Annotated in this window: 21 protein-coding genes; 17 read left to right on the top strand and 4 right to left on the bottom strand. The window is 60.4% G+C overall.

The genetic code is table 11. From position 1 onward, the window contains the following. The first annotated feature begins 125 nt into the window (after nt 1–125). From FKG95_RS18050 to FKG95_RS18000, 11 genes are all read left to right on the top strand, one after another. Entirely contained in the window at nt 126–1,082 is a 957-nt protein-coding gene (locus FKG95_RS18050) for a carbohydrate kinase family protein (RefSeq protein ID WP_142897798.1), read from the top strand. 41 nt (nt 1,083–1,123) lie between these two features. Continuing rightward, entirely contained in the window at nt 1,124–1,963 is an 840-nt protein-coding gene (locus FKG95_RS18045; protein ID WP_179954159.1) for a TauD/TfdA dioxygenase family protein, read from the top strand. Nucleotides 1,964–2,255: 292 nt separating this feature from the next. Further along, nucleotides 2,256–3,530, top strand: coding sequence for a metal-dependent hydrolase family protein (locus FKG95_RS18040; RefSeq protein ID WP_246116818.1), 1,275 nt, complete (start codon nt 2,256–2,258; stop codon nt 3,528–3,530). Between the two features lie 31 nt (nt 3,531–3,561). Beyond that, nucleotides 3,562–4,653, top strand: a complete 1,092-nt coding sequence (locus FKG95_RS18035) for an ABC transporter ATP-binding protein (protein WP_142897795.1) — start codon at nt 3,562–3,564, stop codon at nt 4,651–4,653. 77 nt (nt 4,654–4,730) lie between these two features. Beyond that, a complete protein-coding gene (locus tag FKG95_RS18030; protein WP_142897794.1) occupies nt 4,731–6,170 on the top strand; it encodes an extracellular solute-binding protein in 1,440 nt (479 codons plus the stop codon). A 146-nt stretch (nt 6,171–6,316) separates the two neighbouring features. Then, on the top strand, nt 6,317–7,345 hold the full coding sequence (locus FKG95_RS18025) for a carbohydrate ABC transporter permease (protein ID WP_218940240.1): 1,029 nt from the start codon (nt 6,317–6,319) through the stop codon (nt 7,343–7,345). 14 nt (nt 7,346–7,359) lie between these two features. Next, nucleotides 7,360–8,268 carry a carbohydrate ABC transporter permease gene (locus FKG95_RS18020; RefSeq protein WP_142897793.1) on the top strand — a complete coding sequence of 303 codons (909 nt, stop codon included), beginning with the start codon at nt 7,360–7,362 and terminating at the stop codon, nt 8,266–8,268. A gap of 4 nt (nt 8,269–8,272) precedes the next feature. Then, a complete protein-coding gene (locus FKG95_RS18015; RefSeq protein WP_142897792.1) occupies nt 8,273–9,358 on the top strand; it encodes an ABC transporter ATP-binding protein in 1,086 nt (361 codons plus the stop codon). After that, nucleotides 9,355–9,663, top strand: coding sequence for a hypothetical protein (locus FKG95_RS18010; RefSeq protein WP_142897791.1), 309 nt, complete (start codon nt 9,355–9,357; stop codon nt 9,661–9,663). Before FKG95_RS18015 ends, FKG95_RS18010 begins: the two co-directional genes overlap by 4 nt. Nucleotides 9,664–9,797: 134 nt before the next feature. Beyond that, nucleotides 9,798–10,859, top strand: coding sequence for a sugar phosphate isomerase/epimerase family protein (locus tag FKG95_RS18005; protein WP_142897790.1), 1,062 nt, complete (start codon nt 9,798–9,800; stop codon nt 10,857–10,859). Nucleotides 10,860–10,891: 32 nt separating this feature from the next. Continuing rightward, nucleotides 10,892–12,049: a Gfo/Idh/MocA family protein gene (locus FKG95_RS18000; RefSeq protein ID WP_142897789.1), complete on the top strand. Its 1,158-nt coding sequence runs from the start codon at nt 10,892–10,894 to the stop codon at nt 12,047–12,049. A gap of 459 nt (nt 12,050–12,508) precedes the next feature. On the opposite strand, the gene FKG95_RS17990 is transcribed toward FKG95_RS18000, so the two are convergent. Further along, entirely contained in the window at nt 12,509–12,898 is a 390-nt protein-coding gene (locus FKG95_RS17990) for a DUF7383 domain-containing protein (protein WP_142897788.1), read from the bottom strand. Nucleotides 12,899–13,257: 359 nt separating this feature from the next. On the opposite strand from FKG95_RS17990, the gene FKG95_RS17985 reads away from it, so the two are divergent. Both FKG95_RS17985 and FKG95_RS17980 read left to right on the top strand, forming a co-directional pair. Beyond that, nucleotides 13,258–14,394, top strand: a complete 1,137-nt coding sequence (locus FKG95_RS17985; RefSeq protein ID WP_142897787.1) for an AfsR/SARP family transcriptional regulator — start codon at nt 13,258–13,260, stop codon at nt 14,392–14,394. 2 nt (nt 14,395–14,396) lie between these two features. After that, nucleotides 14,397–14,963 carry a hypothetical protein gene (locus FKG95_RS17980; RefSeq protein ID WP_142897786.1) on the top strand — a complete coding sequence of 189 codons (567 nt, stop codon included), beginning with the start codon at nt 14,397–14,399 and terminating at the stop codon, nt 14,961–14,963. 27 nt (nt 14,964–14,990) lie between these two features. On the opposite strand, the gene FKG95_RS17975 is transcribed toward FKG95_RS17980, so the two are convergent. Genes FKG95_RS17975 through FKG95_RS17965 form a run of 3 tightly spaced genes read right to left on the bottom strand, consistent with a single transcriptional unit; the run spans nt 14,991 to nt 17,415 of the window. Further along, a complete protein-coding gene (locus FKG95_RS17975) occupies nt 14,991–15,368 on the bottom strand; it encodes a carboxymuconolactone decarboxylase family protein (protein ID WP_142897785.1) in 378 nt (125 codons plus the stop codon). A gap of 18 nt (nt 15,369–15,386) precedes the next feature. Next, nucleotides 15,387–16,487: an aromatic ring-hydroxylating oxygenase subunit alpha gene (locus FKG95_RS17970; protein WP_142897784.1), complete on the bottom strand. Its 1,101-nt coding sequence runs from the start codon at nt 16,485–16,487 to the stop codon at nt 15,387–15,389. Nucleotides 16,488–16,500: 13 nt separating this feature from the next. Further along, on the bottom strand, nt 16,501–17,415 hold the full coding sequence (locus FKG95_RS17965; RefSeq protein ID WP_142897783.1) for a MurR/RpiR family transcriptional regulator: 915 nt from the start codon (nt 17,413–17,415) through the stop codon (nt 16,501–16,503). A 77-nt stretch (nt 17,416–17,492) separates the two neighbouring features. On the opposite strand from FKG95_RS17965, the gene FKG95_RS17960 reads away from it, so the two are divergent. From FKG95_RS17960 to FKG95_RS17945, 4 genes are read left to right on the top strand one after another with little or no spacing between them, the layout of a single operon-like run. Then, complete coding sequence (locus FKG95_RS17960; protein ID WP_218940238.1) at nt 17,493–19,946, top strand: FAD-dependent oxidoreductase; 2,454 nt, start codon at nt 17,493–17,495, stop codon at nt 19,944–19,946. Continuing rightward, on the top strand, nt 19,946–21,055 hold the full coding sequence (locus tag FKG95_RS17955) for an alcohol dehydrogenase family protein (RefSeq protein WP_218940237.1): 1,110 nt from the start codon (nt 19,946–19,948) through the stop codon (nt 21,053–21,055). Before FKG95_RS17960 ends, FKG95_RS17955 begins: the two co-directional genes overlap by 1 nt. Before the next feature lie 4 nt (nt 21,056–21,059). Next, nucleotides 21,060–22,169: a mandelate racemase/muconate lactonizing enzyme family protein gene (locus FKG95_RS17950; RefSeq protein WP_142897782.1), complete on the top strand. Its 1,110-nt coding sequence runs from the start codon at nt 21,060–21,062 to the stop codon at nt 22,167–22,169. Between the two features lies 1 nt (nt 22,170). After that, complete coding sequence (locus tag FKG95_RS17945; protein ID WP_142897781.1) at nt 22,171–23,274, top strand: mandelate racemase/muconate lactonizing enzyme family protein; 1,104 nt, start codon at nt 22,171–22,173, stop codon at nt 23,272–23,274. Nucleotide 23,275: the final 1 nt, after the last annotated feature.

The raw sequence follows: 23,275 nt of genomic DNA, 5'->3' as shown, positions 1-23,275 counted from the left end.
AAGCTGTAATTTTCGGGGGCTTGCCAAAGTCATTCGCGGCCTTACCATGGCCGAAACAGAAGATAACGGCGTGGGCTTTGAAACCGTTGCGCGCTGTTCGTAAAATGAGACGGGGGAGAAACACAGTGGCAAAATTCGATGCGGTCTTCGTCGGACTGACCATTCTGGATATTGCGGGCCGCCCGGTGGAGACCATCCCCGAAGGCGGCGGCGTCGCCTTTATCGATGAGATCAGGATGAACCCGGCAGGCACGGCCTCCGGTGCGGTGATGAATGCCGCCAAGCTTGGGATTTCCTGCTCGACTGCGGCCTGTCTCGGGAATGATGAGAAGGGTGACTTTGTCTACGACTTCTATCGGCGCATGGGCATCGATCTCTCACTCATCCAGCGCACTGACGAAGCTTTGACGTCCGCGACGATACTGACCATCCGGCCCAACGGCGACCGGCCCGCGTTGCACTGCCGGGGCGCTTCGGACAAGCTTTTCATCACCGAGGACCAGTTCGACGCGGTCTGTGATGCCAGGTTCCTGCACCACGGCGGAACGGGCCTTCTCGATGCCATGGATCGGGGCCAAAGTGAGAGCCAAAGCGCGAAGCTGCTTGCCCATGCCAAGGCGCGCGGCCTGACCACGACCTTCGATCTCATTGCACCCAACGCGCAGACGGTCGGATTGCTGAAGGACCTGCTGCCACACGTCGACTACTTCATGCCCTCCTTCGAGGAGGCGGCTTTTCTCTCCGGGCTATCCGAGCCGGCAGAGGCCGCGCGGTTCTTCAAGGATATGGGCGCAGCGGCCTGTATTTTTAAATGGGGCGAGAAAGGCTCCTACATCAGTACCGCCGACGGCGACTTCGTCGTGCCCGCGTTCGAAGTGCAGGTCTCCGACACCACCGGCTGCGGCGACAGCTATTGCGGTGGCTTTATCGCCGGTCTTTCCATGGGATACGATCTGGAAGAGGCCTGCAGGCTCGGAACGGCTACTTCGGGACTGGTTGCAACGGGCTTGGGCTCCGACGCAGGCGTGGTTGACCTGGAGCACACGCTCGACTTTATGAAGACAGCCAGGATACTGGCCTGACTGAACGGGGAACAGTGATTAAGCGGGGAATGTTGCGCACGATGTTTGATGTGAAGCCTTTGACACCGGCGGTCGGCGCTGAAGTCACCGGTCCTGATCTTAAGCAGCCGATTTCCGGTTCGCTTGCCGAGCAACTGCGCTCTGCTTTGTGGGAGCATCAGATGCTGGTCTTCCGGGAACAGAATCTCGACATTCCCGCGCAGAAACGCCTGACGGCGGTTTTTGGCGATATCATGCGTCTGCCTTACGTTGCCTCCATGGACGGCGAGCCGGAGGTGATTGCCGTTCTGAAGGAAGCCAGTGAGCGTAACGTGGGCGTCTTCGGCGGCAACTGGCATTCGGACTTCAGCTTTCTCAAGCAACCGCCATCGGGCTCCGTCCTCAATGCGGTGGAGGTCCCGGAAATCGGCGGCGACACGCTTTGGGCCAACCAGGTGGCGGCTTACGATGCCTTGCCGGCCGATCTGCGCAAGATTGTCGACGGCCGTGATGCCATCCATATCGGCAAGCCCTACGGCGTGAAGTATCCGACACCGGTTGCGCTGCGCAGCTCCATCCAGATGTCGCGCGACAATCCCGAAGCGGACGAAGAGACGCGCCATCCCGCTGTCATGATCCACCCACACAGCGGCCGCAAGGCGCTCTTCTTCAATCCGATCTATACGACCCGCCTGGACGGCATGACCGAGGCCGAGAGCGCACCGGTTTTCGACGCCCTTTACAAGCATTGCACCCGGCCGGAGTTCTGCTGCCGCTTGCACTGGACCCCGGGCACCGTCGCGATCTGGGATAACCGCACGACCCTGCACTACGCAGTCAACGATTACGATGGCTCGCGGCGCCTGCTGTACCGCACGACCTTTGTCGATCCGGCGAACTGATCGCATTTCGGCAACAATCGGCGACGGCGTGAAGTTCATAAATAACACCACCGCCAAGCCACTGATTCTAAGCCGTAAAATAGGTCTTTAGTCCAGCATCTGCGGATTCCCGCAAGGAAAAAGGAGAAATCACCGCCGAAAGCTGATAGGATTAATGTATACATTGTTCTGGCGTGAAAACCGTGGTGCTTCCAGGCACCGGAAGCGTGCGGTTAGAACGGTAAAAATAGCGAGGCGGCGGAGAGCGCGGTCAAGTGCTCCGGAATCGCCCGCAGACATGGGAGGAAGTATCTTGAGTACGACTCTGTTCAGTAACGTCCAGGTCATCGATGGATCTGGTGCCGCTGCCTTTCCCGCCGAAGTCCTGATCGAAGGCAACCGTATCAAGAAAATCGCCCGCGACGGCGAATCCCTGCCACGGGATGGCGCGCGTCTGATCGACGGCGGTGGCAAGACCCTGATGCCGGGTCTGATCGAATCACACGGTCATATCAGCTTCTGCGATACGCCGAACCTGGAGGGGCTCGGCGACATTCCTCCGGAAGAACACACGCTCCTGACCATGAAGTATGCCAAGAAGATGCTCGATCAGGGCTTCACGGCAATCTTCAGTGCTGCGGCTGCCAAGGCACGCCTGGACGTGGTGATCCGCAACGCTATCGATGACGGCGACATTCCCGGACCGCGTCTGCGCGCGGCCAGCCCGGAGCTCACCGTGACCGGTGGTCTTGGCGATGTCCGCCGGGCCCATATGTACCGCGAGACCTTTGCGATCTGTTGTGACGGTGCGGACGAGTTTCTGCGCACCGCGCGGGAAATGTGCCGGGAAGGTGTGGACACCCTGAAAATCAATCCCTCGGGCGACGAGTTCATTCCCTTCGCCCGCGCCCATCAAACGGTCATGAACGAAGCCGAAGTCGCGGCGGTCTGCGAAGTCGGGCGCTCGCGCGGCAAGATGGTCGCCGGCCATGCCCGCTCCGCGGAAAGCGTCAAGATGTGCGCGCGCAACGGTGTCGATATCGTCTATCACGCGACCCTCGCGGACGAAGAAGCCCTCGATATGCTCGAGGCCCGCAAGGACAACATCTTCGTCGGACCGGCGGTCGGCATCATGTATGCGACCTCCATGGGTGAGGGGGCAGCCTGGGGTGTCACAAAAGATACCCCGGTGGCCATCTACTTCGCGCGGGAGCTGGAAAGCTGCGTCGATAATATGAAGAAGCTGAAAAAGCGCGGCCTTCGGATCTTGCCCGGCGGCGACTACGGCTTCGCCTGGAATCCGATCGGCACCAACGCGCGTGACCTGGACCACTTCGTCAAGCTACTCGACTTCACGCCTCTGGAGGCTATTTCCGCGGCCACCAAGCTCGGGGGTGAGCTGATGGACATGGATGTCGGGCTGGTGAAGGAGGGTTATCTGGCTGACCTGCTGCTTGTGGATGGCGACCCCTCCAAGGATGTCACCCTTCTGCAGAACGCGGATAACCTGACCGGGATCATGAAGGACGGTTCTTTCCACAAGGATCCCGCAGCGGCGGCTGAAGTCGGCCAGGTCGCTGCGGAATGAGCTGCCAGCTTCGCTTCAGAGGGATTGAGGCATGACGGCGGGATCAGCGGACGTAGCAGTCCGCCTTGAGTCCGTCACCAAACGCTTCGGAAACGTTGTCGCGCTGGACAGGATGTCCTTCGAGGTCGAGCGGGGCCGGCTTTTTGTCGTCTTCGGCCCCAGTTCCGTCGGCAAGACCACGGCTCTGCGGACGATCGCGGGTCTGGAGCGGCCTCAGGAAGGTCGGCTCGAGATCAACGGCCGGGATTTCACCCGGGCGCCGATTGCGGGGCGGAACGTCTCCATGGTGTTCCAGTCCTTCGCGCTCTATCCCCATCTGACGGTCCGCGAGAACTTTGCCTATCCCTTGAAGGAGGCGGGTGTCAGCACGGCTGAGATCGCCCAGCGGATTGGCGAGATCGCGGAGATTTTAAAGCTCGGCCACCGCCTGGAGAACAAGCCCGAGACTCTCTCAGGCGGCGAGCAGCAGCGCGTCGCGCTGGGCCGCTCCCTGATCCGGCGACCTGATATTCTGTTGCTGGACGAGCCGCTGACCAACCTCGATGCCAAGCTGCGCGATGACATGCGCACCGAGATCAAGCGCCTGCACCGGCAGTTCGGGATCACGATCATCTATGCGACGCCGGACGAACTGGAAGCCCTTTCCATGGGCGAAGAGATCGCGGTGATCCGCGAGGGTCACGTGGTGCAGACCGGCACACCGGACGAACTCTATCTGACTCCGAAAGACCTTTACGTCGCCCAGAAAATCGGCTCGCCGACCATGAACGTCATGGGCGCCAGCCTGGGCAGTGACGGCAGGTCGATCGAAGTTCCTTTCGGCAGTTTCGCGCTGCCGGACATCAATCTCCCCCCGGGGGCGCGGGACTTAAAGGTGGGGATTCGTCCCGCTGACATCCGCATTAATGGGGGAGCGCCGGGCGGCATATCCGGCCGTGTGCACATGCTGGAGCCGCTCGGCGACATTACCATTGTGGACATCGATGCCGCGGACCAGCGCCTGAAGGTCGTCGTGCGGGAGGCAGATGCCCTGGCGTTGCAGCCGGGTGCCGAGCTTTCGTTCGATTTCGATCCGGCGCGGGTTCATGTCTTCGACGCTCAATCCGAACAGCATATTACCTAGGAGTTGCGATCCGAGAGACCCCGCCGAAAAGCGCGGGGAAGAATGAAAACAAAACAATAAATGTGGGAGGAAGAGTGATGAAATACGTGAAAACCCTGAGAGCTGCCGCTGGCGGTTCCGCTGCGGTTGCAGTTCTGTCAGCCGGACTGATGTCGGCGGCGCCGGCCTTCGGCGAGGATGTGGTCCTGCGCATGGCTGTGCCGGACTGGCCCCCGACCCGGATCATGAAGGATCTTTTCGACAAGAGTTACAAAGCCAAGAGCGGTAACAATGTCACTTTGGAACCCGACTTCATTCCCTGGCCCGATTACTACACCCGGCTGTCCGGTTCCCTCACATCGGGTGAGAAACGCTACAGCATGGCGGTTTCCGACAGTCAGTGGCTCGGTGCCTTCATCGAAGGCGGCTACTACCAGAAACTCAACGACGCCATCGATGCCGATCCCGAGCTTCAACAGATCATGCAGGATCTGAACCCGGCCCTGGTGGATGCCTACTCGACCTATCCGCATAAGTCCGAGAACTACTATGGCTTCCCGCAGATGCCCGACGTGCTGGTGGCCTACTACCGTACCGACGTCTTCTGCGACGAGAGTGAGGCTGCCGCATTCAAGGCGAAGTACAATGCGGATCTGCCCTGTACACCGGAGGAGATGAACAACGCAGACTGGGACATGGTCCAGAAGTTCGGCGAGTTCTTCGGCCGCAAGAAGGGCGAAACCCTGAGCGGCAAGGCGCTGGATGACGATTTCTACGGGATCGCCTATCAGGCCGGTAAGGGCTATGACTTCTCCACCATGCAGATCGCCAGCATGATCTGGCAGCATGGCGGTGATATCTGGGACGAGACCAAGGCGCCCACGGGCAAAGCCGAGGGCGTGGTCAATTCGCCGGAGGCCGTGAAAGGCTTCGAGCATTATCTCTCGCTGCTGCAGTACATGCCGCCGGTGGTTAAGACCGGCACCATGGATATCTTCAAGCAGGATGAGTTGTTCCGTGAAGGCAAGGTCGCCTACATGATCAACTGGATTGGTTTCGCAGAAAGCTCCATCGACGCCAACACCTCCAAGGTCTCCGACAAGGTCGACTTCGCCATGGCGGCAGGTCTGAAAAAGGCCGACGGCAGCATCGACAGAACCTACAACATCGGCGGTCAGCCTTTCGTGCTGATGACCTGGAACGATGAAACCACCAACATGGAAGCGCTGGAATTCGTGAAGTGGTGGCTGTCGCCGGAGACCCAGGTGGCCTTCGCCAAAGCCGGCGGTCAGAGCGGCCTGAAGTCGGTTTACGAGGATGCCTCCTATAACTCCTTCCGGCCCTGGAATCATGCCTTCGGCACGTCTCTGAACAATCAAAAAGACATCTGGCACATTCCGGAATTCTTCGAGCTTCTGGTGCAGCAGCAGGCGGAGTTCGACAAGGCCATCACCGGCCAGCAGGACGCCAAGACGACGCTGGATGCCATTGCGAAGTTCCAGGAAGAGCTTCTGCAGGAAACCGGGCACATCGAGTAACGATGTGCCTGGCATGCGCGCCGCCGCTGTTCCCGGCGGCGCGCATCACCCTTCTTTACGCACGGTTGGCGGCGGTTCTCTGCGTGCCGCAGCCAACCGAAATTCTGACTTAAAGCTTCAGCAAAGCATGAGACAGTTGCCGTAATATGATGAAAGTCTGGGAAGTTTATCCCCTCCGCGTGGCGTTCCTCTCGATCCCCGCCGCGCTCCTGATCTCTGCTCTCGCGATCACGCTCTTGCCGCCCTCGGTGTCCTTTTGGGTGTCGGGCGCGGTCTGCGTCTTCTCGGCGTTTCTCTTCGTCGCCTACGCCTGGGGGCGGCACGCGGGCGGTCTGCTGGTGGCGCCGGCCATTGCGCTGCTCTTCATCATGAACATCTTTCCGCTGCTCTGGTCTTTCGGCCTGAGCTTTTTTCACTACCGCGCCAACCGGCTGGCGCCGCCGCGTTTCGCCGGCCTGCATTATTACGAAAAGGTGCTGACCGACCCGGTGGTCTGGGACCGTCTGCAGGTGACGGCGCAGCTGGTGGTGCTGACGGTCAGCCTGCAGATGATCGTCGGCTTTCTCCTGGCTATGCTCTTCGCGAAGCAGTTCCCTCTGCGGCGGGTGCTGCTGATCCTGGTGCTGACCCCGATGATGCTGTCCTTCGTCGCCGTCGGCGCTTTCTTCCGCTATTACTATGAGCCGACCTTCGGGTTGCTCTCCCAGGCCGTGCGGGTCTTTACCGGTGAACCCTTTGTCCTGCTGCAGTCCACCGCCGGGGCCATCGCGGGCATTGTCTTCGCCGATGCCTGGATGTGGTCGCCCTTCGTGATGCTGCTGGTTCTGGCGGGGCTGGTGAGCGTGCCCAAGTACCTCTACGAGGCGGCCTCCATCGACCGGATCTCTCATTGGCGGCGTTTCTGGTACATCACCTTTCCCTACGTTCGCAGTCTTCTCATGCTGGCGCTGCTGTTCCGCACCATCGAGGCTTTCAAGCTCTTCGACGTGGTCTTCCTGCTGACCGAGGGCGGGCCGGGCACCTCGACCGAGACCATTGCGGTCTATGTCTACCGCGTGTCGTTCCAGTACTTCAAAACCAGTGAGTCGGCGGCACTGGCCTACATTCTGCTCTTCACGGTGATCGTGCTCACCAATCTCTATCTCTACTTCGCCAACCAGCGAAACCGGACTTAAGGAGAGGCGCGTCGATGTCTGCAACAGACAAGAAATCGCTGACCGAGCGGCTCGGACTGAAAGTCTACTCCGGTGTCGGCAACGCGGGCTGGGGGCGGACGCTCTTCGCCGCGGTGATCAGCTTCATCTACTTCTTCCCGGTCTTCTGGATCATCCTGACCGCCTTCAAGACCCACAACGACGCCCTGGCGATACCGCCCAAGTTTGTCTTCTCGCCGACTTTCGAGAATTTTGTCGCGGTCTTCAGCCGCGCCTATTCCGCCGGTGCCGCCGCGCAGGACACCGGCTTCGCGCTCTACTTCTTCAACTCGGTCTTCATCGCGGGAACTTCTGTCCTGCTGGCTCTGGCCATCGGCACCCTGGCGGCCTTCGGCTTCTCGCGCTATCCGCTGCGCGGCAACGACACCTATCTTTTTATTATCCTGACCACCCGCATGCTGCCGGCCATTGTGGTGATCATTCCGATCTTCCTGATGTTCCGCGTCGCCGGGCTTTCGGGCACCTACATCGGGGTCATCCTGCTCTACACCGCCTTCAACCTGCCTTTCACCATCTGGATGATGAAGAGTTTCTTCGACGAACTCTCGCCCGACGTGGAAGACGCCGCGCGCATCGACGGCTCCTCGGACCGGCGCGTGTTCTTCAAGATCTGCCTGCCGCAGGTTAAGGCGGGCCTCGCCGCCACCGCCGTCTTCGGCCTCATCCTGACCTGGAACGAATTCCTCTTCGCGCTGCTGCTGACCGGGGTCGATACCCGCACCGTGCCCGTGGCCATGGCGCAGACCATCGGCGGGGACATCGGTGTGCGCTGGGGATTGCTGGCGGCCATCGAGACCCTGTTCCTCATTCCTGTGATCGTCGTGACCTTCATGCTGCAAAATCATCTTTTGCGCGGTGTCACCTTCGGCACGATCAAGAGGTAGCGCCATGTCGACGATCGAAGCGACCAGCCTCACCAAGACCTTCGGAAGTTTCACCGCGGTCCGCGACGTGGACATGTCTGTGGGGGAAGGGGAGGTGGTCTGCCTGCTCGGGCCGTCCGGCTGCGGCAAGACCACGACACTGCGTATGATCGCCGGTCTGGAATCCGTCACCGAGGGTGAGGTCAAGATCGGCGGCAGGGTGATGAACAGGCTGCCGCCCGAAAAACGCGATATCGCGATGGTCTTTCAGTTTTACGCGCTCTACCCCTCGGTCTCCATCGGCGGCAACATCGAGATGCCGCTCTATCATCTGGGCCTCTCGGCGGAAGAACGTGGCCGAGAGGTGGCACGCGTTGCTGAGATCCTGCAGCTCGGTGAGGTGTTAGAGCGTTTGCCGGGTCAGCTTTCCGAGGGCGAAAAGCAGCGCGCGGCGGTTGCCCGCGCCATCGTGCGCGACCCGAACTGCTTCCTCTTCGATGAGCCGCTCTCGCGCCTGGATGTGGAACAGCGCCATTCCATGCGCGGCCAGATCAAGGAGGTTCTCTCTGGCCTATCCAAAGCCACGGTGATCGTGACCCACGATCAGATGGAGGCCCTGACCATGGCGAACCGCATCGCGATCATGCGTGACGGCATGATCGAGCAGATCGGTACGCCCCACGAGGTCTTCTCCCAGCCCCGCAATGTCTTTGTTGCAGGCTTCATCGGCAGCCCGAAAATGAACCTGCTTGATGGACGTCTCTCAACTATCAAGGATGGCAAGGCGACCATTGAGCTAGGTGCTGACAACGTGGTCTTCCCGGTTCCCGCCGCCGCCGAGGCTCTCGTCGGGAGCCATCTGACCATCGGCATCCGACCACGCGCATTGGAGCCGGTCGATAGTCCCAGTGAACGCAGTCTGACCGGCCAGGTGGAACTAATCGAACCCATGGGCGCGGAAACACTGGTGCACGTCCGCGACGAGGATGAACGGGACCTGCGGGTCGTGCTGCCGCGTGAGCGCAAGGTGGCGCCGGGGGAGGTTCTGCACCTTGCCTGCGATTTGACCCAGACACATATCTTCGACGACAGCGGACTGGCGGTGCGATGATGAATAACCAGCCGAAACTTATGGGGCGTAGCAATGCGCGGCGGGTCGAGAACAGTATCATCGGACTTGGCATCGCCGCGCTGATCATGATCTTTCAACCCTTCAGTCTGACGCTCTTTAGCATTGGTTGTGTGCTGGTGGTTATCGCGGGACTCTCCAATAATCTGCTGCCGGTCTGTAAGCCGGAAGGAACCTGGCGCGGCTTCTTCAGGGTCGCCCTGATTATTCTGACCGTCTTCGTTGTGGTGGTTGCTATCGCGATAGGCTCCGCCGTTCTCTACGGTGTCTATCTGCGGGCGCAATAGCCGCAAAAACAGGGTGCAGTAAAAGTGTCACAGAGTGACGTCATGATGACCGCGCCGTGGGACATGGATTCCGGACGCGGCGATGCGCCGGGTCTTCAATACAAATATCAATACTTGAATAAGGGAGACGACTCATGGCAACGACGATTAAGGGGCCGGCGCTGTTTCTGGCCCAGTTCGCCGGGGACGAAGCACCGTTCAATTCCTGGGACGCCATCACCAAATGGGCCGCCGGGGCCGGCTATATCGGTGTGCAGATTCCCTCCTGGGACGACCGGGTCTTTGATCTGGAGAAGGCCGCGACGTCAAAGGATTACTGCGACGAGGTAAAGGGAGTTGCCAGGACCAACGGCATCGAGGTGACGGAACTCTCGACCCATCTGCAGGGGCAGCTGGTCGCGGTGCATCCTGCCTATGATGAAGCCTTCGACGGTTTCGCCGCGCCAGAGGTCCGGGGTAACCCCCAGGCCCGACAGGCCTGGGCGGTGGATCAGGTGAAGAAAGCCCTGCAAGCCTCTCAAAACATGGGACTTACGGCGCATGCGAGTTTCTCCGGCGCTCTGGCCTGGCCCTATGTCTACCCCTGGCCGCAGCGTCCCGCCGGTCTGATCGAGACCGCGTTCGCAGAGCTGGCGAAACGCTGGAAGCCGATCCTGGACGTGGCCGAGGATTGCGGCGTCGATGTCTGCTACGAGATTCATCCCGGCGAGGACCTGCACGACGGGATTACCTTCGAGATGTTCCTGGAAAAGACCGGCAATCATCCGCGCTGCAACATCCTCTACGATCCCTCGCACTTCGCGTTGCAGTGTCTCGATTACCTGGACTTCATCGATATCTACAAGGATCGGATTCGGATGTTTCACGTCAAGGATGCGGAGTTCAATCCGACCGGGCGGCAGGGTGTTTACTCCGGTTATCAAAGCTGGACAGACCGCGCGGGCCGCTTCCGTTCGTTGGGCGACGGGCAGATTGATTTCACCGGGATCTTCGCGAAGATGGCCGCCAACAACTTCGACGGCTGGGCCGTGGTCGAGTGGGAGTGCTGCCTGAAGCATCCGGAAGACGGGGCGCGCGAAGGCGCGGCCTTCGTAAGGGATCACATCATCCGGGTTACGGAAAAGGCCTTTGACGATTTTGCCGGGGCCGGCACCGACGAGGCGGCTAACCGCCGGATGCTTGGAATTAAAGACTAGAGTCGAGTACTGGAAATGAGGAAGGTTTGACGATGGCAGCAGCAAACAAGGGGCCGATCCGCCTGGGTATGGTCGGCGGAGGACGCGACGCTTTTATCGGTGGCGTTCACCGGATTGCGGCGCGTTTGGACGGGCACTACGAACTGGTGGCCGGCGCGCTCTCGGGCAATCCGAAAAAGGCCCGCGCTTCAGGCGTGGATCTGGGCCTGGATCCCGACCGCTGCTACGGCACCTATTCCGAAATGGTGGGAGGCGAGACCGCCCGGCCCGACGGCATCGAGGCGGTTGCCATCGTCACGCCGAACCATATGCACTTTCCACCGGCCAAGGCCTTTCTGGAGGCCGGTATTCACGTCATTTGCGATAAGCCTCTGACCCTGACCCTCGCGGAGGCGAAGAAGCTGGCGGCAGTCGTGGAAAAGACCGGCAAGCTCTTCGTACTGACTCATAACTACACCGGTTATCCCATGATCCGGCAGGCGCGGGAGATGGTGCGCAAGGGCCAGCTTGGGACACTGCGGCTGGTGCAGTCGGAGTATCCCCAGGACTGGCTGAGCGAGAAGCTGGAAGCCAGCGGGCATAAACAAGCCGACTGGCGCACCGATCCGAAACGCAGCGGGGCGGGGGGGTGCATCGGCGATATCGGCACCCATGCCTGGAACCTGGCGACCTTTGTCAGCGGTCTGGAAACCGAGAGCCTCTGCGCCGATCTGGACTCCTTCGTGAAGGGCCGTAAGCTTGACGACAATGCCAACGTCATGCTGCGCTTCAAGGGCGGGGCGAAGGGCATGATCTGGGCCAGCCAGGTCGCGCCTGGTAATGAGAATGCGTTGAAACTGCGGGTCTACGGCACCAAAGGCGGCCTGGAGTGGGAGCAGGAGCACCCCAACCAGCTCTGGTTCACACCTTTCGGCGAGCCCAAGCGCCTGATCACCAGAGGCGGGGCCGGCAGCATCGATGCCGCCGGTCGGGTCACCCGCGTTCCGCCGGGCCACCCGGAGGGCTATCTCGAGGGCTTTGCGAATATCTACAGCGAAGCCGCCGCCGCCATACACGCGCACCGCAAAAAGAACGGCAAAATTCCAAAGGGCGTGCTCTTCCCGACCGTTACCGACGGCCTGGATGGCATGCGGTTCATCGACGCCTGCGTTCGGTCCTCGAAGAAGAACGCCGCCTGGATCAAGCTCTGATCCGGTGAGCAGGGGCCTGCGTTGCGCCGAGCGACACAGGCCCGAAGGCTGCCCCGGCATCTCTCGAAGCCTCCCGGAGCATCTATGAGAATAGACGGGATCGATCACCTCGTTCTTTTCGTTGCGTCTATTGATGCGATCAGAGATTTCGACGTGAGGGCGCTGAGCATGGAGGTCGTGACTTTTGTCTGATCACCTTGGCGCCCATCGAGAAGGCTATCGATCATCAGAAGTCACTTGAGATCAAGATCGAAGAGGGCCCGGTCGCCCGCACCGGCGCCACCGGACCTCTCCGCTAAATTTATCTGCGCGACCCCAACGGCAATCTGCTGGAGATCAGTAATCAAACCAGTTGAAACACTTTAAGCGTTTCTGTGATTAGGTATCGCTGGCCTGGTTGCGCGCAGAGGAAGCAAGCGACGAGACCAGCGATAAGTGGCTTGATGGCGAACCAAGGAATCAGGCTCCCAATTCGCGCCAATGGACGACAACATCTCCAATGATGAAGTTGTCTTCACCTCTACTCCGTTTGACTTTGATCGTGTTGTTGCCGCGTTTCAGATACTTGGCTGGAATTTCATCGAGCCAGACAGACCAACTGTTGTGGGAGCCGTGCTGCATAATATCCTCGTACGGCAAGGCCATGCCATTGATCAAGACTTCATGATAGTCACTGTCAACATCATAGGCTTGAAGAACGACATAGCCATCGAGAGGCGTTGCGTCGACATAAAAGCAGTAGGCAGGAGTTTCATCGCCACGGAATGTCGCGCTGGTGCTTATGTCCCCCTTGTCATCGCCCAGGTGATCCCAAAAATGAATGATCTTAAAATCACTTCGAGTAGCCATTTTTTTTACTCCTAGCTTTCAATGTAGTTTCGTTGAAAACACATGATCCTTGGCCAGTTCCCTCTCCGTAATGGATGTAAATCCTTCGCGGGTGGCAAGGAGCTACGCGCAGGGTTTTTCATGACGAGTTATTGTCGTGAACGTCGCGGGGCTTCCCTGAGGTAGCGTCAAAAACGTTACCCACTGACCGTCAGTGATTCGTCAGTCAATACGTCATTCGATAACAAAACTTCTGAATGGAGTGCTGATTCTTTTTCATGACGGCGCTTGGCGGGAAATCCAAGGAATCGACACAATCATCGCGATCATGTATGCTTGCAAACAAGTTGTTCCTGAGAGAGGACGGCGGATGAGACATCATGGCTGATCTCAAGCTTTTGATTCTCGGGCGGGTGCGCCTGGAAACGAACGACGGTGAGTGTGTCGGTCGTCTTGGTGCGAAAGCAAAGGGGCTCCTCGCATACCTCGCAGCACAACCCCACGGCCGTGCAGACCGCGAAGTGCTTGCCAATTTGCTCTGGGATGCTTGCCCGCAAACCGAGGCGCGCCATTCTCTGCGGCAGGCCTTGCTAACGCTGCGGACTCGGTTGGGCGACTATTCGGACAGGGTGCTGACGTCAGATCGCGAGAGTTTGCAATTGCGCCTGGATCTCGTTGACGTCGATATGCGCCGCTTCGAAGTCGCTGTGCTGTCAGCAGATGATGAGGCCTTAGTCCAGGTTTGCCGTCTTTGGCGCGGACCGTTTTGCGAAGGGCTGGATGTAGGTGCCGATCTTTTCGAAGACTGGCTGCTCAGGGAGCGCGCGCGGTTAGATGAATTGGCAGTAGCAGGATTCAGGCGTGCCGCCAAACAGCAGCTCTCCGCTGGTTGTTTCGCGGCTGCCGTCGACGCGGCACAACGCTGCGTAGCGCTCAATCCATTTGATGATTCTGCACATGCGTATCTCATTGATCTTTACGGGCAACGCGGATGGATCGGGTCAGCCCGCAATGCTTATCGGCGCTGCGTAGATCTCTTTCGGCGTGAGCTTGGCGAAGGACCTGATGAAGCTGTCCAGGCGGCAATGGCTCGCGCTCTGGAACGGCGTGATCACCAAGCTGACCGTCGTCCGACATTTGAATGTCCCAAGGTCGCGGCTCCTGCTTTGTCCTTGCCCGGCGCAAGGTTAAGGAAACCTGCAAGTGTCTTGAACGCGAGTGTAATGGCCCTTTCTGCTTTTACCGTACTCAGCGTGATGATTTCCATTGGTGCCTTTGTGAGAGATGAAGTCAGGGGCCCGGCTACCTCGACCTCGGATCAAACCGGGGCTTCCATTGCCTGGGTGGGCAGGGGTATCGCCGAGACCTATCCGCGAGCGCAGAGTGCAGTTCTTTCAAGTCGTCCAGCGGAGATTTCCGCAGTCGGGGATGCGCGGCAAATCACGACCAGGGAAGCAATCTCGCGGGCGCTTCAATTGGACTCCGATTACGCTTACCTCTATCCCGCGGGGTGCTGATCATGACAAAAGTTCTCAAGCCAAATTGCTGTTTATTCCGGCTCGCTGTTCTCGCGATGATCCTGACGGCCGGTGGTTTCTCCGCCGATCAAAGCAGGGCGGACGACGTCTCGGGCGAGGGGCCTTTCACGGTCAATTTCACGTCGATCGCGATCAGTCCGACGCCGCCGGTTTCGCTGTCCGACGATCGTCATATGGGTATTGCCGAGAACTTCATGACCGCGACCAATGCCAGCGGCAAAGGCCTGCTGCATAACCTGACGGGGCGCTGCATCGGCTGGTTCGTTGTGTATAAGTCGACCGCGTCCTACGAATTCCACGGCCACTGCAATTACATTGACGCGGATGGTGATACCGTCTTCGAAAAAGCGGATTTCGACGTTCAGCCCTTGGACTCGGTTCGCGTGGGAACCGGGAAATGGCTGGGCGGGACCGGCAAGTACAAGAACCTGAGCGGCGTTTTCGAAATTCGCACCAGCCCGCTGAAACCGATCAGGGAAGGTTTCGTTCAAGGCATCGGCACGAAGCAGGGGAATTACAGCCTGCCACCTTCGGGCGCGCTGAAGTAGGCCGGAATTCCGGATCGCCTTTGCAGGTTATAGAAGTTCTTTTTCTTCCAGCACCTTGCGCGCCACGCGGAAGCATTCGAGCGATTGCGGAACGCCGCAGTAGATACCAACCACATGGATGATGGCCCGGATCTCTTCCTTGGTGACGCCGTTGTTGATCGCGCCCCGGCAATGGATTTCCCACTCCTGCATCTTGCCCAGCGCGCCGATCATGGCGAGGTTCATGATGGAGCGGGTTTTGGGATCGATGGCCTCGTCGCCCCAGCCGAAACCCCAGCACCAGGCGGTCATGGCCTCCTGGAAGGGGCGGGTGAAGTCGTCCGCGGCCGCCAGGTTTTGCTCGACGTATTCGGCGCCGAGGGTGGCCTTGCGCTGTTTCAGGCCCTTATCGAAAAAGCTATCCATGAGGTCTATGCTCCTGGTTTAAAAATGAGCATTATCAACGGATTCACGCATCCAACTCTGAAGATGCTTTATGGAATGTTCGGAGCGTACGCCGTGATTCGGGTCCAGCACCAGCGGCCCGGGCCGGTAGCCCCGGTTCTTCAAACCCCGTTGAACGGATTCGACCAGGTGGATGTCTTCTTCCACGGTCGTTGCGCGATCCTGAACCGCCAGCCGCCGGACCACTTCTGAATCCACGCCGTCGATGCTGTACCAGCCGCGCCAGACCACGACCCGCTCCGCATCAAGGGCGCGCCAGTGGTAGGTATTCAGCAGATTCCCCGGATAGACCTGGAAGGAAAACATCGGCCAGAGAAACCAGGAGGAATAGTGCCCGGCGTGTTCGTTGGCTTCCAGGTCGATGGGGTAGCTCATCTGATCCAGATTCTGGCATTCGGTGGTGTGGCGCAGGCAGTAGCCCTGCGGCTGAATATCGTAAGTCTCCGGTCTGACCACCCCGGTCGCGAAGGTCGGGTGGTTGAGCTGGCAGTGGTAGCACTCCGAATAGTTTTCGATCGAAACCTTCCAATTGCAGTTCTCCGGGATTTCGACCCACTCCAGCGGCTTGAGCTTAGCGATATCGGGCACATAGGCGGAGAGCTGCGCGCGGGCCTCAGGAAACCACTCCTCCATGGGCGCGGCATCAGGATCCAGATTGACGAAGAGAAAACCGCAAAAATCTTCGACGCGGATGGACGTCAGACAGACCTTGTTCTTATCGAAGCCCGGCACCGCGCGGATGTTCGGACCGGCTTTCAGCTGTCCCGACAATTCATAGGTCCAGGCGTGATAGGGGCAGACGATGTTGCGCGCGTTACCCGACCCGGTGACCAGCTCGTGTGCCCGGTGCTGGCAGACATTGTAAAAGGCGCGGACTTCGTCATCCCGTCCACGCACGCAAAAGAGACTCTGGCCGCCGATTTCGAAAGCAAAGTAGTCGCCGCGCTTCTCCAGCTGCGAGACATGTCCCGCGAACTGCCAGGTCCTGAACAGCAGTCCCTGCTGCTCGATGCGGAAGATCTCCGGATCCGTGTAGTAGCGCGCGTCCAGTGAGCGGATGATTTCGGCGGTCTCGCTCATTCCTGCTTTCTCCTTACTTGCCGGAGGGGTCCTCCCGATAGATCCCGAGTCTGTGGCGGCGTTCGTGAAAGGCCTCGATGTTCGCGATCACCTCCGGGCTGGCATCCGCGATGACGAAGGCCATCAGGGTTTCCAACAACGCGACCGTCGCGACCGTGGAGGGAAAGAACTGCGGCGTATCCGACTGCACCACGAAACCATGATCGCTGCCCGCGACGATGGGGGAGGCGGCGCTGTCGGAGATGCCGATGATCGTCACGCCCTGTTGCCGGGCGATTTCAACCGCTTCGACCACTTCGCTGCGATAGGGTTTGAAGGTCATGGCCAGCAGCACATCGTCGGAGCCCGCGCGGGCGATATCGTCGATGGCGACACTGCCACTGCGCGGGATGGCTTCGATGGTGTCGACCGCCATTCCCGCGAGGTAAGCGAAGTTGCGCGCGAGCGCGTTGTTCACGCCGACGCCCAGCACATAGGTGCGCCGCGCCCGCACGATGGCATCGGCAGCAGACTGGACATGCGCTGCATCGGTCGCGGCAAAGCTTTGCTCGATGTTGGTGATCGCGCTCGATGCCATGTCGGCGTAGAGGCCCGAGAGCTTACCACCCTTGGAGAGCGACTGCAGCCAGCGCGCCCGGTCGGGAAAGTTCACGTTGCCGTTTCGGATCTCCTCGCGGAAGGGCTCGCGGAAATCGTCGTAACCCTCGAATCCGACGGAGCGCGCCATGCGCACGAATGTGTTGGGCTTGACCTGCGCCGCCTCGGCAATTTCCCGGATCGAGGAGACGCCGACATCGTTGGGATTTTCCAGCACATAGGCGGCGGCCTTTCGTGTCTCCGGTGTGAGGCTTTCCAGCTCCACCGCGAGATCCCGTAAAAGGTCCCGCGGTGTGGGTGAGTCTTGATTTGGTACATTTATATTATTCATGATTGACGATGGTACAAACATACATTTAGCCTGTCCATCGAAAATCGCGCCTTTGCGTCTGTCAGGGAAACCAGAACGTGCCGAATGATCCTTCGTCGAATTTGCCCTCTACGGCCCGGGTCGTGATCGTGGGCGGCGGCATCATGGGCTGTGGCCTCGCCTATCACCTGGCGCATGAGGGTTGGCGCGATATCCTCTTGCTGGAAAAGGCGGAACTGACTTCGGGTTCGACCTGGCATGCGGCCGGGCAGATCACCCACTCCACCTCCAGCTTCGGGCTCGGGCGTTGCGTCGATTACAACATCGGCCTCTATGCCGGAAAGCTGGAGCAGGAGACCGGGCAGTCGGTAACCTGGCACGGCTGCGGATCTTTCCGGCTGGCGTATGACGACGATGAAATGGATTGGTTGCGCCATACCCTGAGCGTGGGGCAGGCGCTGGGCTTCAATATTGAACTGGTCGGCCCGGCGCGCATTCGGGAACTGCATCCCTTCTATAATCTCGACGGTGTTCAGGGCGCGTTGCACACGCCGGACGACGGCCATGCCGATCCTTCCGGCATTACGCAGGCCCTGGCCAGCGGCGCACGGCAGCAGGGCGCGAAGATCATCCGCCGCTGCCGCGCCACCGATATCAGGCAGCTGCCGAGCGGCGAATGGCTGGTCTCGACGGAGAAGGGCGAGGTCACCTGCGAGCATGTGGTGAACGCCGGCGGGACCTACGCCCGCCAGATGGGCGATTGGAGCGGGCTTCAGCTGCCCATGACCTCCATGACCCACCACTACTTTGTGACCGACACGGTGCCGCAGTTTTTGGAACTGGAGACCGAACTGCCGGTCATCCGCGACGACAAGTTGGTCTCCGGTTACATCCGCATGGAACAGAAATCCGGGCTGATCGGAATCTACGAAAAGGAAAACCCCAACGCGATCTGGCTCGACGAATGCCCCTGGGAGGCCGAGAACGAACTCTTCGAAGCGGACTACGATCGGGTCATGCCCTGGCTGGAAAACGCCCTGGACCGCATGCCGATCTTCACCGAGCTGGGCATCAAGCGCGAAGTCCACGGGGCGATCTCTCATCCGCCGGACGGCAATCCGCTGATTGGCCCGGCGCCCGGTGTGAAGAACTACTGGTGTTGTTGCGGCACCCAGATCGGTATCGGCTGGGGACCGGGGCTGACCCGGGAGCTGGCCCGCTGGATGGTGCATGGCGCGGCGGATATCTCCATGCGCGAGTTCGATCCGCGCCGTTTTGGCGACTACGCCGACAAGGACTGGCAGGTGATCAAGGCGAAGGAGGACTATTGCCTGCGCCATGAAATTCCCTTCCCGCATTTCAATCGTCTCGCCGGACGGCCGGTCAAACCCAGCCCGCTTTACGAGCGCCTGAAGGCCAAGGGCGCGGTCTACGAAGAGGTCTATGGTCACGAGCGTCCGAGATGGTTCGCGCGCGACGGCGTGGCGCAGCAGGATCACTACTCCTTCCGCCGGAATGCCGTGCATGACATGGTCGCCGCCGAGGTGAAGGCCGTGCGTGAAGCTGTTGGCATCATGGATATTTCCGCCTTCACCAAAGTGGAGGTTTCGGGGCCTGAAGCCGAAGTTTTCCTGGACCGGCTGGTGCCCAACCGCCTGCCCAGGAAGATCGGGGGAATTGCGCTGACCCACCTTCTGAACCGGCGTGGACGGATCGAGGTCGAGCTCACAGTCGTGCGCTTGGCCGAAGATCGCTTCTATCTGGTCTGTGCCGCCTTTTTCGAACAGCGCCTTCTGGATCATCTGGCGCAGCAGCGTGACGGTGAAGTTCTGCGCATCACCAAGCTCTCCGACGACTGGGCCGCCATCACCATCCAGGGCCCTCAGTCCCGCAAGGTCCTGGCGGCAACCACGCAGGCCCCGCTCGACAACGCAAACTTCCGCTGGCTCAGCGCGCAGCAGATCGAGATCGCGGGCCGCGAAATCTGGGCTTTCAGAATGTCTTACACCGGGGAGTTGGGATGGGAGATTCACGGACTGCGTGAAGATATGCTGGCGGTCCACGATGCGCTCTGGGCGGCGGGTGAGGCCCACGGTATTGCGGACTACGGTTCCTTTGCGATGAATGCCATGCGCATGGAAAAGGGCTTCAACGGAGCGGGTGAACTGACCAACGAAGTGACCTTGCCGGAAGCCGACGTGATGCGTTTTGTCAATTTGGACAAGGACTTCCTGGGCAAAGCTGAGACAGAGAAGAGTCTCGAAAAGCCCTTGCCCTGGATCTGCGCCTATCTGGCCGTCGAGGCGGACAGCGAAAGTGACGGACACGGCGGCGAAGCGGTGCTGCTGGGAGGTGCTGTCGTGGGCACGACCAGTTCCGTCGCCTATGGGCACACGGTCGGCCGCATTCTGGCCTTTGCTTATGTGAAGCCGGAAGCAGCCGTTGCCGACACTGAGCTTGAGGTCGTGATCATGGGCGAACCCAGAAAAGCGCGGGTTTTGTCGGAAGCGGCATACGATCCGGAGAATCTCTTGCCCAGGAGCGATGCCTGATGACTGCCACTTTCCAGATCCCGGACACGATGCGCGCGGTCGTTCTGACCGGCCACGGCGGGTTCGACAAGCTTGTATATCGCGAGGATTGCCCAACGCCGCGGCCCGGTCCGGGCGAGCTGCTGATCAAGGTTCACGCCTGCGGGCTCAACAATACGGACGTCAACACGCGCACGGCCTGGTATTCGAAAGGCGTTACCGACGAGACGACCGGCGGCGCCTTCGACACGGCTGAGGAAGAAGACGCGACCTGGGGCGGCGCGGCGATCACCTTTCCGCGCATTCAAGGCGCCGATGTGGCGGGAACGGTGGTTGCCGCAGGTGAGGGGGCGAATGCTGGGTTGATCGGCAAGCGCGTTATGGTCGATGTCTGGCTGCGGGACTGGAACGATCCTCTGAACATGGATAAATGCGGCTACTTCGGTTCCGAATGCGATGGCGGCTTTGCTGAATTCACCAAGGCCGACCAGCGCAACGTCCACCCGGTTGAGTGCGATCTCAGTCATGCCGAGCTTGCGACCTTCGCGACCTCTTACGTAACCGCCGAGAACATGCTGAACCGCGCCCAGGTCGGGCAGGGCGACAGCGTTCTCATCCCCGGCGCGTCGGGCGGTGTCGGTTCCGCACTGATCCAACTGGCCAAACGCCGGGGCGCAAAGGCTATCGCCATGGCCAGCGAAGCCAAGTGGGAGTCCGTGAGAGCGATCGGGGCCGATACGCTTCTGCCGCGTGCGCCCGAAGATCTGAAGACGGCCCTCAAAGAGGCGACCGGCAGTGAAAACGTAACGGTGGTCGCCGATGTCGTCGGCGGTGATGTCTGGCCTTCCCTGATCGACGTTCTGGCGCGGGGCGGGCGCTACACCTGCGCAGGCGCCATCGCGGGACCGATGGTGACGTTTGACCTGCGGACCTTTTATCTCCGGGACCTGACCTTTACCGGTGCCACCGTGGTTCCTCCGGGGGTCTTCGCGGATCTGGTCGGCTACATCGCGTGCGGCGAAATCAAGCCGCTGCTTGCGGCAAGCTATCCCCTGGAGAAACTGGTCGAGGCGCAACAGGCCTTCATCGACAAAAAACACACAGGCAACATCGTTGTGACCCTGGACTGAGGACATGAAGATCACCCGCATCACCGTCTGGCAAATGGATCTGCCGCTATCGGCACCCTATTGGCTTTCCGGTGGGCGGCTGAAATTCGAGCAGCTGGATTCCACCTTCGTGCGGATCGAAACCGATGTCGGCCATTCGGGGTGGGGCGAGGACTGCCCCTGGGGCGAGTCTTACCTGCCTGCGCATGGCCGGGGGATCCGGGCCGGGCTGGAAATTCTGGCGCCGATGCTGCTGGGCGAGGACCCTCGCGCGCTCGATCATATCAACCGGCTGATGGATGTCACCTTGCCGGGGCATTTCTATGTCAAGTCGGCATTGGATGTGGCCTGTTGGGATCTCCTCGGGCAATCCGCCGGCATGCCGCTGTGGCAGCTGATGGGGGCGCAGGAAGCGGCCCGGGTCGCGGTCAATTCCTCCATCTCCAGCGGCACGCCCGAGGAGATGATCGGCCTGATCCAAAAGGCGAGCGCCAGGGGCTATCGCGTTCATTCGGCTAAGATTGGCGGCAGCAACCCCGCTGCCGACATCGCCCGGATCGACGCCATCTCGGCGGCACTTCCGGCCGGGGAAAAGGTGACCTTCGATGTCAACCGCGCCTGGACCCCGGGTGTCGCCATTCAGGTGCTCAACTCCGTCGCCGCCCGCGACTGGATAGAGCAACCCTGCGAAAGCCTCGATCTCTGCGTCCAGGTCGCCGCCCGAGTCCCGCAACCCGTCATGCTCGATGAATGCCTGCAGTCTTTCGGAGATCATTTGGAGGCTTGGAAGCGCGTTGCTTGTGAAGGTGTGAAGGTCAAACCCAACCGGGTGGGCGGTCTTACGAAAGCACGCCAGATCAGGGACTTCGGAGTCTCCGTTGGCTGGCAGATGCACATTGAAGACGTCGGCGGCTCGGCTCTGGCCGACACGGCCGCGCTTCACCTCGCAGCTTCCACGCCCGACGAAAACCGGCTGGCGAGCTGGCTCTGCCACGATCATCTCGCGGTCGACCCGGTGCCGGGGCAGGGCGTTCGAAATCTGGACGGCTTCGTCACTTTGCCCGACGCACCGGGCCTTGGCGTTGTGCCTGATCCCGACCTGCTCGGCGCACCGGTCGCGGTCTACGGAGCGTGACATGACGATTACCCGCATCTCACTCTGGCGCGTCCCCCTGACCAGTCATGAGACTTACTACATGGCGGCGGGGAAGGCCTGCGCGACAGTCGAGACGGTGGTATTGCGGCTGGATTGCGATTCGAGTTTGAGCGGTTGGGGAGAAGTTTGTCCGATTCCTCATTACCTTCCGGCCTATGCCCGCGGTGTCGAGCCAGCGGTCGAGGAGATGGCGCCGGTACTGCTGGGCGCCGACCCGGTTGGTCCGGAAGCCCTGATGGCGAAGCTCAATGCCCATCTGCAGGGACATCCTTACGCCAAGTCGGCGGTCGATATTGCGCTCTGGGATCTGACCGCAAAGGCGGCCGGCCTTCCACTCTACCGGCTCCTCGGCGGACGTATGGCAGAGGACCTGCCCCTCTATCACTCCATCACCAGCGTGGCTCCAGACGAAATGGCGCGGATCGCGAAGGAGGCGCAGGCCACGGGCATCGGCCAGTTCCAGGTGAAGCTCGGCGCGGACAACGACTGGCAGACCGATGTTGCGCGTCTGCGGCTGGTGCGCGAGGCCGTTGGGCCCGGGCCGCTGGTTTATGGCGACTGGAACTGCGGTGTAAAGCGCCTGGAGGCAACGCGCGTAGGCCGCGCCGTGGCAGATATCGATGTGATGCTGGAGCAACCCTGTGCAACTCTGGAAGACTGCGCGGCGGTCCGCGCGGCGACCGGGCTGCCGATGAAGCTTGACGAGAGTGCCAACGATACCGCCTCGCTTCTTCAGGCGTATGCCCTCGGCTGTATGGATGCGGTCGCGCTTAAACTCTCCAAGTTCGGCGGCTTGAGCGCGTTGCGGCGCGCGCGGGACCTCTGCCTGCATCTGGGTACAAAGATGTGCATCGAGGACACCTGGGGTTCGGATATCTGTACTGCTGCCGCTTTGCATCTCGGGATCTCAAGCCCGCCGGATGCGGTCCTGAATATCTGCGACCTCTCCGGCTACGTCGCGCCGCGTCTGGACCCGGACGCGCCGGTGCGAAAGAATGGCCGCATCGCGCCACCGGAGATTCCAGGTCTCGGTGTCGCGCCCGATCTGTCAGTGCTCGGCAAGCCCTGCCGGGTTTTCGAATAAC

The organism is Denitrobaculum tricleocarpae (genome assembly GCF_007004665.1).
GTDB classification, from domain to species: Bacteria; Pseudomonadota; Alphaproteobacteria; order Kiloniellales; family Kiloniellaceae; genus Denitrobaculum; species Denitrobaculum tricleocarpae.
The sequence above is the reverse complement of the archived record's forward strand: the minus strand, read 5'-3'. Positions and strand labels throughout refer to the sequence as shown.

Bases quoted from the DNA above. Each gene is read 5' to 3' on its own strand.
- FKG95_RS18000 (WP_142897789.1), top strand. From the start codon at position 10,892: ATGGCAGCAGCAAACAAGGGGCCGATCCGCCTGGGTATGGTCGGCGGA.
- FKG95_RS18025 (WP_218940240.1), top strand. From the start codon at position 6,317: ATGATGAAAGTCTGGGAAGTTTATCCCCTCCGCGTGGCGTTCCTCTCG.
- FKG95_RS18010 (WP_142897791.1), top strand. From the start codon at position 9,355: ATGATGAATAACCAGCCGAAACTTATGGGGCGTAGCAATGCGCGGCGG.
- FKG95_RS17990 (WP_142897788.1), bottom strand. From the start codon at position 12,898: ATGGCTACTCGAAGTGATTTTAAGATCATTCATTTTTGGGATCACCTG.
- FKG95_RS18005 (WP_142897790.1), top strand. From the start codon at position 9,798: ATGGCAACGACGATTAAGGGGCCGGCGCTGTTTCTGGCCCAGTTCGCC.
- FKG95_RS17955 (WP_218940237.1), top strand. From the start codon at position 19,946: ATGACTGCCACTTTCCAGATCCCGGACACGATGCGCGCGGTCGTTCTG.
- FKG95_RS17985 (WP_142897787.1), top strand. From the start codon at position 13,258: ATGGCTGATCTCAAGCTTTTGATTCTCGGGCGGGTGCGCCTGGAAACG.
- FKG95_RS18045 (WP_179954159.1), top strand. From the start codon at position 1,124: ATGTTTGATGTGAAGCCTTTGACACCGGCGGTCGGCGCTGAAGTCACC.
- FKG95_RS17970 (WP_142897784.1), bottom strand. From the start codon at position 16,487: ATGAGCGAGACCGCCGAAATCATCCGCTCACTGGACGCGCGCTACTAC.
- FKG95_RS17965 (WP_142897783.1), bottom strand. From the start codon at position 17,415: ATGAATAATATAAATGTACCAAATCAAGACTCACCCACACCGCGGGAC.
- FKG95_RS18020 (WP_142897793.1), top strand. From the start codon at position 7,360: ATGTCTGCAACAGACAAGAAATCGCTGACCGAGCGGCTCGGACTGAAA.
- FKG95_RS18030 (WP_142897794.1), top strand. From the start codon at position 4,731: ATGAAATACGTGAAAACCCTGAGAGCTGCCGCTGGCGGTTCCGCTGCG.
- FKG95_RS17950 (WP_142897782.1), top strand. From the start codon at position 21,060: ATGAAGATCACCCGCATCACCGTCTGGCAAATGGATCTGCCGCTATCG.
- FKG95_RS18015 (WP_142897792.1), top strand. From the start codon at position 8,273: ATGTCGACGATCGAAGCGACCAGCCTCACCAAGACCTTCGGAAGTTTC.
- FKG95_RS17945 (WP_142897781.1), top strand. From the start codon at position 22,171: ATGACGATTACCCGCATCTCACTCTGGCGCGTCCCCCTGACCAGTCAT.
- FKG95_RS17980 (WP_142897786.1), top strand. From the start codon at position 14,397: ATGACAAAAGTTCTCAAGCCAAATTGCTGTTTATTCCGGCTCGCTGTT.
- FKG95_RS18035 (WP_142897795.1), top strand. From the start codon at position 3,562: ATGACGGCGGGATCAGCGGACGTAGCAGTCCGCCTTGAGTCCGTCACC.
- FKG95_RS17975 (WP_142897785.1), bottom strand. From the start codon at position 15,368: ATGGATAGCTTTTTCGATAAGGGCCTGAAACAGCGCAAGGCCACCCTC.